Annotated in this window: 6 protein-coding genes and 5 tRNA genes; 3 read left to right on the top strand and 8 right to left on the bottom strand. The window is 43.4% G+C overall.

The genetic code is table 11. The features are described from left to right. The 5 genes from AACQ42_RS16320 to AACQ42_RS16300 form a co-directional block, all read right to left on the bottom strand. Positions 1–213, bottom strand: a 213-nt coding sequence (locus AACQ42_RS16320) for a GTP-binding protein (protein WP_254917431.1), incomplete at its 3' end; no start/stop codon positions are given. A gap of 101 nt (positions 214–314) precedes the next feature. Further along, positions 315–390 (bottom strand) — tRNA-Thr (locus tag AACQ42_RS16315). A 10-nt stretch (positions 391–400) separates the two neighbouring features. Beyond that, a tRNA-Gly gene (locus AACQ42_RS16310) sits at positions 401–475 on the bottom strand. Between the two features lie 34 nt (positions 476–509). Beyond that, a tRNA-Tyr gene (locus AACQ42_RS16305) sits at positions 510–594 on the bottom strand. 30 nt (positions 595–624) lie between these two features. After that, positions 625–700, bottom strand: a tRNA-Thr gene (locus tag AACQ42_RS16300). Between the two features lie 212 nt (positions 701–912). Here AACQ42_RS16300 and coaA point away from each other — a divergent pair. After that, positions 913–1,836, top strand: a complete 924-nt coding sequence (gene coaA, locus AACQ42_RS16295; protein ID WP_010318972.1) for a type I pantothenate kinase — start codon at positions 913–915, stop codon at positions 1,834–1,836. Between the two features lie 13 nt (positions 1,837–1,849). Here coaA and birA read toward each other — a convergent pair whose 3' ends face one another. Together birA and murB are read right to left on the bottom strand one after the other, a co-directional pair. After that, positions 1,850–2,812: a bifunctional biotin--[acetyl-CoA-carboxylase] ligase/biotin operon repressor BirA gene (gene birA, locus AACQ42_RS16290; protein ID WP_094166429.1), complete on the bottom strand. Its 963-nt coding sequence runs from the start codon at positions 2,810–2,812 to the stop codon at positions 1,850–1,852. After that, positions 2,809–3,855 carry a UDP-N-acetylmuramate dehydrogenase gene (murB, locus tag AACQ42_RS16285; protein WP_094166428.1) on the bottom strand — a complete coding sequence of 349 codons (1,047 nt, stop codon included), beginning with the start codon at positions 3,853–3,855 and terminating at the stop codon, positions 2,809–2,811. Before murB ends, birA begins: the two co-directional genes overlap by 4 nt. Positions 3,856–3,863: 8 nt before the next feature. Here murB and AACQ42_RS16280 point away from each other — a divergent pair, with 8 nt between their 5' ends. Both AACQ42_RS16280 and pssA read left to right on the top strand, forming a co-directional pair. Further along, positions 3,864–4,346: a GNAT family N-acetyltransferase gene (locus AACQ42_RS16280; RefSeq protein WP_094166427.1), complete on the top strand. Its 483-nt coding sequence runs from the start codon at positions 3,864–3,866 to the stop codon at positions 4,344–4,346. A gap of 98 nt (positions 4,347–4,444) precedes the next feature. After that, complete coding sequence (gene pssA, locus AACQ42_RS16275) at positions 4,445–5,785, top strand: CDP-diacylglycerol--serine O-phosphatidyltransferase (protein ID WP_013857962.1); 1,341 nt, start codon at positions 4,445–4,447, stop codon at positions 5,783–5,785. A gap of 274 nt (positions 5,786–6,059) precedes the next feature. Here pssA and AACQ42_RS16270 read toward each other — a convergent pair. Then, positions 6,060–6,136 (bottom strand) — tRNA-Asp (locus AACQ42_RS16270). Positions 6,137–6,184: the final 48 nt, after the last annotated feature.

The following is a 6,184-nucleotide window of genomic DNA, read 5'->3' as shown; positions in this document are numbered from 1 at the left end:
ATCGTACTCTACGTGAGAAGTATTGATTGTAATACCGCGCTCGCGCTCTTCTGGAGCGTTATCGATAGATGCGAAGTCTTTCGCTTCACCACCGTACACTTTTGCAAGTGTAGTACAGATAGCAGCAGTTAGAGTTGTTTTACCGTGGTCAACGTGGCCGATAGTACCAACGTTTACGTGCGGTTTCGTACGTTCAAATTTTGCTTTAGACATGAGTTGTCCCTCTAGGTACGGATTTAGGTGGCTTTGATGACCACGCAACCAAAATTATTGGTAAGGAGTATATATCAAAAGGAGATAATTGCTTGGAGAGCTGGTGCTGATACCCAGAGTTGAACTGGGGACCTCACCCTTACCAAGGGTGCGCTCTACCGACTGAGCTATATCAGCACTCAAAAATTGGAGCGGGCAGCGGGAATCGAACCCGCATCATCAGCTTGGAAGGCTGAGGTAATAGCCATTATACGATGCCCGCACACGTAACTCTGAGAGCTATTTCCTTAAGAATATGGTGGAGGGGGACGGATTCGAACCATCGAAGGCGGAGCCGGCAGATTTACAGTCTGCTCCCTTTGGCCACTCGGGAACCCCTCCAAATTTTTTCTTCATTCTTTCGAAAAAGAATGGTGCCGACTACCGGAATCGAACTGGTGACCTACTGATTACAAGTCAGTTGCTCTACCTACTGAGCTAAGTCGGCATAAGTGGAGCGCATTCTATTGAATGATGCTCAGCCTTGCAAGCCTAAATATTAAAAAAAAACCAATTTTCCATAAATCTCGCCTGTTCGTTGCTTTTTCAAGCAAAATGCGTTTTCTCACTCAATTCTATCGTTTAAGGCATTTCCATTCTTTTCACCTTAATGTATGTTTCATCCTCTTCTTTTTTCTGTCATTCATCGTTAGGTATTTTATGGGTCCTTATATCTCTTTTGATCGCAATCAATGGGCCGAGCTACGTAACTCTGTCCCGATGACTCTCTCTGAGGCTGACTTAAAAGAGCTACAAGGTATTAATGAAAACCTAACGATGAAAGAAACGGCTGAAATTTATCTGCCTTTGGCTCGCTTACTTAATTTATACGTGGCCGCCAGACAAAGCCGAAATGCGGTTTTGCATCAATTTCTCGGTAATACCGATATATCGCCTCCTTTTATCATTGGCATCGCAGGAAGTGTCGCCGTTGGGAAAAGTACTACGGCGCGTTTGTTAAAAGCGCTTCTTTCACGCTGGGAGAATCATCCCAAAGTTGAACTGATCACGACAGATGGGTTTCTTTTTCCCAACAAAATTCTTAATGAGAGAGGAATTATGGGGAAAAAGGGGTTTCCTGAATCTTATGATATGAAACGTCTGGTACAGTTTGTGTCGGATGTTAAAGCAGGGAAAAGAAATGTAAGCGCGCCGATCTATTCACATCTTACTTACGACATCACCACTGAAGAGAAAGTCGTCGATAGGCCAGATGTGTTGATCATTGAAGGATTGAACGTCTTGCAAAGCGGCATGGATTATCCACACGATCCACATCGAGTGTTTATATCTGATTTCTTAGATTTCTCTCTATATGTCGATGCGGACAGTCAACTTATTGAAAAGTGGTATGTTGAACGCTTTATGAAGTTTCGTCACAGCGCCTTTAAGGAGACGGGGTCGTACTTTAGCCACTACACAAAACTGTCTGAGCTAGAGGCGAGAGAAAAAGCTGAGAGCATTTGGCACTCGATCAACGGTAAAAATCTGCAACATAATATTTTACCGACCAAAGAGCGCGCTCAGTTAGTTTTGCGTAAAGGCCTCAATCATACTGTGGAAGAGATACTACTAAGAAAATAGTTTGGTAAAGCGGTTACTCTGCCTTGCGTAACGATATTTCGCCACCAATGTAACTCTCCATTCCATTCTCTGTTTCTAGCAACACCGCTCCATATTCGTTGATCCCGTGCACCACGCCATAGACCTCTTTGGGGCCCATAAGCAGTTTAACTTTTCGACCAATAAAGTTATCGAGTCGATTCCAGCGCGGTATAAAATCCTTCATCCCATAAAGCTCGTAATCACGTAGCGCTTGGTCTAATGATTGAATAAAGACAATAGCGAGCAAGTTCCTGTCTATTTTCAGACCGTCGGCTACCTGCGACAAACTTGCCCATGGCTGGTCAATGGCTTGCTCATTTTCGGGCATGAAAATGTTCATTCCCATCCCAATCACTAAATGTGCCGCTGCGCCAGCCTGCCCTGTCATTTCGACTAAAATGCCCGCCAGCTTTCTATCCTGAAAATAGAGATCGTTCGGCCACTTAAGCTTTACACCGTCAAATCCGATGCTTGCTAGCGCTTCCACAATCGCGACCCCGACCACAAGGCTAAGCCCCATTGCGGCCGCCATCCCTGCGTCGAGTCGCCAGTACATGGAAACATAAAGATTGCTGCCAAAAGGCGATATCCACTGACGCCCGCGCCGACCCCGTCCATTAGCTTGATACTCTGCTAAGCAAACGCTGCCCGAAGCAAGGTTATCTACACGTTCTAACAGGTATTGGTTGGTTGAATCGATAATGGGGAAAAGCTCGACAGGGTTATGCACGGCATTTTGGATCTGTGTCGCATCAAGTAGATTCAGTGGTTGAGCAAGCTGATAGCCTTTGCCTTGGACGCGGAAAATATCAATTCCCCACTCCTGAATCCCTTTAATATGCTTACTGACTGCGGCGCGAGAAATACCAAGTTCTGCTCCTAGCAACTCACCAGAACAAAACTCGCCACTGGCCAGATGACGAAGTAATGATAGTTTGACACTGTGCTCTTTCACTTTAATTCCTTAGCAAGATGCTCAAGGTTCGTTTCACCAATCGCATCTAAAAATCGGACTTCATGCTCTAAAGATATCGAAAATTTATCCTGAACTGCTATGCAAACTTTAATCGCTAGTTGAATGACATCAAAGGCTGTAGCGCTACCTTTATTTACCAACACTAAAGCTTGCTTCGGATGCACTTGAGCATCACCTAAGCTATACCCTTTGAGCCCACACTGATCAATCAACCACCCAGCCGCTACTTTTCTGCCTTCTTCCACGGGGTAAGAAACAAGATCGGGATAACTCTCAAGAAGAGCCTGCCAATGTTCTAAACTAATAATTGGATTTTTAAAGAAGCTTCCTGCGTTACCTAGCACCCGCGGATCGGGTAATTTGGCATTGCGAGTAGCGCATACCCGTTTATAAATATCAATAGCTTGGCAGGTGTGACTATCCAGTTCTTGCAAAGGTCCATAATTCAGTACGGGTTGCCACTGCTTCATTAACTTTAGTCCTACCGCTACAACGATCGCGTTACTGTGCAAAGCGTGCTTAAAAATAGAATCACGATAACCAAATAGACATTGTTTGGCGCTCAGGCGCTTGACGGTTAAGGAGTCTAAACAGAGATAATCAACGTAATCACACACATCTTGAAACTCTACACCATAAGCGCCAATATTTTGGATAGGAGCAGAACCTGCACAACCAGGTATCAAAGCCAAATTTTCAAGACCTGCAATATTTTGCTTCACAGCCCATTCAACAAGTGAAGGCCAATCCTCACCACCAGAAACATGCAAATAATGGTAATTATCATCCTGCGTGTGCTGTAACCCTTTCAGTTGGTTGCTTAAAACCATTCCTTGAAAATCACAAGTAAAAAGGACATTGCTACCTTTTCCTAACATCAACTTAGGCAAAGTCTGAAATTCTGCGCTCTGGTAAATTTCCACCAAATCTTGCACAGAGAAAACTTCAGCTAATAATTGACAAGATTGTTCTAGGCCAAAAGTGTGGTATTTTTTTAAGCTCGCATTGGGATGTAATTGCATGGCATTCTATGGATAAATTAAACTCACGCCATTCTACAACAGATAACTATTCGAAGCAGGAAGAAATGTGGCAACTACAATTTGACATACTCCCCCCGATAAAACTTCCTTTGATCAAGCGAATGTACAAAGAACATTACCCTTCAGCAAAAGCTAGGAAAGATGAATTGTGCGTTATAGGCACGCTCGATGGGCAGATATCTGCTGTTGTCAGATTTAAAAATATTGATGTATATCGATTACTGACTGGCATGCTTGTGATGCCAGAAAACCAAAAAAAAGGGATTGGATCGCAGTTGCTCAATTATTGCAGCGAGAATATTCTCAATAATCAGGATTATTGCTTCGCATACGCTCATCTTGAGCCATTTTATGCTCGTCATGGTTTTCACTCCATAATGACAGAAGAACTACCAATAGCTCTTATGCAACGGTTTGAGCGCTATGTATCCAGTGGTAAAGATCTCATTCCTATGAGATACCTAGGCTAGTATGACGAGAATGCGCGGCTTTTCTAGCAATTGAACCGTTGAATTTGGTAATATCCCCAGTTCGCAATTTTGCAAATAAGTAAGGTAAATCATCCAATATGATTGCTCATAGAAACCCATTCGAGCGATTGCCGACCATCGCACAATCACCGGATCATTTTGAAGTTTTATTTTCGGCAAAAGAATTTAAAAATCATCTGATCCAGTCGATCCGTCAGGCAAGTAAACGAATCTATCTTGTAGCGCTGTATTTAGAAGATGACGAAGCAGGCAGAGAAGTTTTAACGGAGCTATATAATGCCAAGCAAAGAAACCCTGGCTTAGATATTGCGATTTGCGTTGATTGGCATAGAGCGCAACGTGGATTAATTGGTGCGGCCGCTTCGGAAGGCAATGCTTCAATGTATCAAGAGTTCTCTCAGAACCACGAACACGCCATTCCCGTATACGGCATCCCCGTGCGAGGTCGCGAAGTTTTTGGTGTTTTACATCTCAAAGGTTTTATTGTCGACGACCAGGTGATCTATAGCGGAGCAAGCCTTAATAACGTTTATTTGCATCACAAAGAGCGCTATCGATTCGACCGCTATCACACCATCGACAATCAATCTCTTGCCGATAGCATGGTACAATTTATTCAGCAAAAAATGATAAGTCATCCTGCTGTCAATGACTTATCAAACACATCGAAGCCAACGACGAAAGATATCAAAACTGACATTCGGCAATTTAGAGCCTCTCTAGCAACAGCAAACTATGAGTTTGAGTCACAGATCCCAACAGCCGATCAAGTAGCTTTGACGCCACTGGTAGGTATTGGAAAGCGTCGAAATAAACTCAACCACAATATTAACCAACTGATCGCTCATGCTAAAGATGAAGTCTTTATCTGCACTCCGTATTTCAATTTTCCAAAAAGTGTCGCTAAAGAAGTTAAGAAAGCATTGAAACGGGGTGTAAAAGTTCACATTGTCGTTGGCGATAAAACGGCAAACGATTTCTATATTTCCCCAGAGCAAACCTTCAAGACAATCGGCGGCTTACCTTATTTATATGAGCTTAATCTACGCCGTTTTGCCAAAGTAAATGAAGCCCATATTGCCAGTCGAAATCTTTCTATCCATCTCTGGAAACATGAAGAGAATAGCTTCCATCTAAAAGGCGTATGGGTGGATAAGCGCTATATGTTGATCACTGGTAATAACTTAAATCCAAGAGCATGGAAGCTCGATCTCGAGAATGCCATTCTCATCCAAGATCACTATCACCACTTAACACCTAAGTTTGAGCAAGAGATCGACAACATCCTTCGACATACTCAACTTGTTTGTACCTACAAACAACTAGAGAAGATAGAAAACTACCCTGATGCGGTACAAAAACTACTGCGCAAAGTAACGCGAGTTAAGGCCGATAGAGTGCTCAAACAGATTCTGTAAAGCACAACACTAGACGATTAGCCGACACAACGTGTTGGCTTTTTTATATGCCTACACGTTGTTTTCATATGGCTATTGATTGAGATAGTAGCGCCTTTCATGCAGCTACTCTGTTCGATGAACATAAACCAAAAGAATTTCAGCGCTCAAGAGGACATCAAGGAATAAGCACAGGGAATCTAGTTACAATAGAGATAGCTTAAAACGACTTAAGCAGCTCATTGAAACTCAAACGAAAAAAGCCCAGCTATTACTAGCAGGGCTTCTTAATAAGTGGCGGAGCGGACGGGACTCGAACCCGCGACCCCCGGCGTGACAGGCCGGTATTCTAACCAACTGAACTACCGCTCCGCAGCGTGTCTGGTTAGACAATATTCAAAGCCTGGCGATGTCCTACTC

Origin of the sequence: Vibrio sp. V12_P9A6T4 (assembly GCF_963874835.1) — a bacterium.
In the GTDB taxonomy this organism is placed as follows: Bacteria; Pseudomonadota; Gammaproteobacteria; order Enterobacterales; family Vibrionaceae; genus Vibrio; species Vibrio anguillarum.
The sequence above is the reverse complement of the archived record's forward strand: the minus strand, read 5'-3'. Positions and strand labels throughout refer to the sequence as shown.